The sequence below is a fragment of the Oceanobacillus indicireducens genome (assembly GCF_014647195.1).
In the GTDB taxonomy this organism is placed as follows: domain Bacteria; phylum Bacillota; class Bacilli; order Bacillales; family Amphibacillaceae; genus Oceanobacillus; species Oceanobacillus indicireducens.
The window spans coordinates 1-1,602 of the sequence record NZ_BMOS01000074.1 but is presented as its reverse complement, the minus strand read 5'-3'; the positions used below and the strand labels follow the sequence as shown (position 1 = coordinate 1,602).

General features: G+C 43.1%; 1 protein-coding gene. It reads right to left on the bottom strand.

The annotated features are described in order from the left end of the window. Nucleotides 1-1,602: pentapeptide repeat-containing protein (locus tag IEX94_RS19445; protein WP_188859906.1), on the bottom strand; the 1,602-nt coding region annotated here is incomplete at both ends.

Sequence of the window (1,602 nt, the reverse complement as noted above, 5' to 3'; positions counted from 1 at the left end):
AACAGTGACGCCATCGACATCTACCTTTGTCTTCCGTCTAGTCAAACCTTGTTCCGTTTCAGAAATAAACTCCGAACCTTTAATGAGGGTACCTCTTAACTCCGACCCCTCAATCTCTCCAGCTGTCATTTTACCGGTAAATGTGCCGTCAACCCCGTCCAATTGACCCGTAAATGTTCCGCCAACACCGTTAAGTTCCCCGGTAATCGTTGCATTGGTAATATCCGCGTCAATAATATCAGCTTCGTCAATTTTCGCTCTAACAAGGTGCGCTTCTTCAAATTTACCTTTCTGAAATTCAGCGTCATTGGCGTCGAGCTTTCCGGTGATTTTGCTATCTTTAATTTCTGCGTCTATAGCGTACATTTCTTCGGTAGAAATTTTTATAAACGTTGCATCGGGGGCAAGTAATCGACCGTAAATAGCTGTATCGCCAGTAATCTCCACGTTTGCCCCGTTGATTGGGTTCGGGTCTCCTATCCGGATACCTGCAATAAGGTCGTCGTCTTTGATGTATTCTAGCGCGATTTTGTCGGCTAGTTGTTCGATTCGGGTTTCGGTATAAGAAATTTGGTCTTCAGGTGCTGGGGTCCAGTCGGTTGCTTTGTTCCCTTTTTCGACTTTTATAGCACTAACCCAAATCTCGTTACCTGTATCTCTTGGGTCTACAATCATATATAAATTCATAGACTTAGAGTCCTGATGTGTTGTAATCGGGTATTTAATATACGTCCAATCTGCCCCTACTGCAAAACCTCTTGAAGGAGATGAGCTTCTGGTTGAACCTGATTCAGTTGTATATTGAACCGGGTGCAAGGTTAATCGGTTAGTTGTTGTTCCTGATTTAACTTTCGCCCAAACTGATATAACATACTCCGCATTGCTTTCTACAAGCATTCTTTTTGCGTATTGTCTCCAAGATGTTACTGCAATCACGCTGTAAGGGCTGTTTTTAAATATGCTTTCATTTTTGTAAGAACCATTGGAACTAAATAAATTCCTTCCACCAATCTCCAAATTATCAAAATCAGTTTGCAATCTACTTACGGACTGATTAAATCCATCCGCAGTGCGTTCCCATTCTGTCAAACGCTCTTCTAATCTCCCTTGGTCGGCGTTATAATCTATCTGCTTGACCATTCCACCTATAGCTTGCTCATTTTGATAGATTCGAGATTCTGCGCTTTCAAAACGCTCTACAATCCCTTCTTGGTCGGTTTCGTACTTGGCTTTAGATACAGTGTTATTAATCATCCCGTCAATGTCATCCTTGACGTAGATTAATTCGGATTCTCCGTCAATCTCAACCCGTAACCGTCCGTCAACCCATTCACCATCAACCTTTGACGCCATATCCCGCGTAATATCCGTGATTCTCTCATTGTAATCAACTAAATCAACTTTATCACGCAAGCTATTTTCCGCTTCACGCAGGTCACTTTCTAATTTGCTTAAATCGTCGCGAGTCTCGCGGAGATTATCCTCCGCACCTTCCAATCTTTCGCGGGAATCTTCGAGGTCTATTTTCGTCTGGTCGAGTTCTTCCTGGGCGGTGTCAAGGTCACTACGAGCACGGTTAATGTCGTCTCTAGCTTCGTCAAT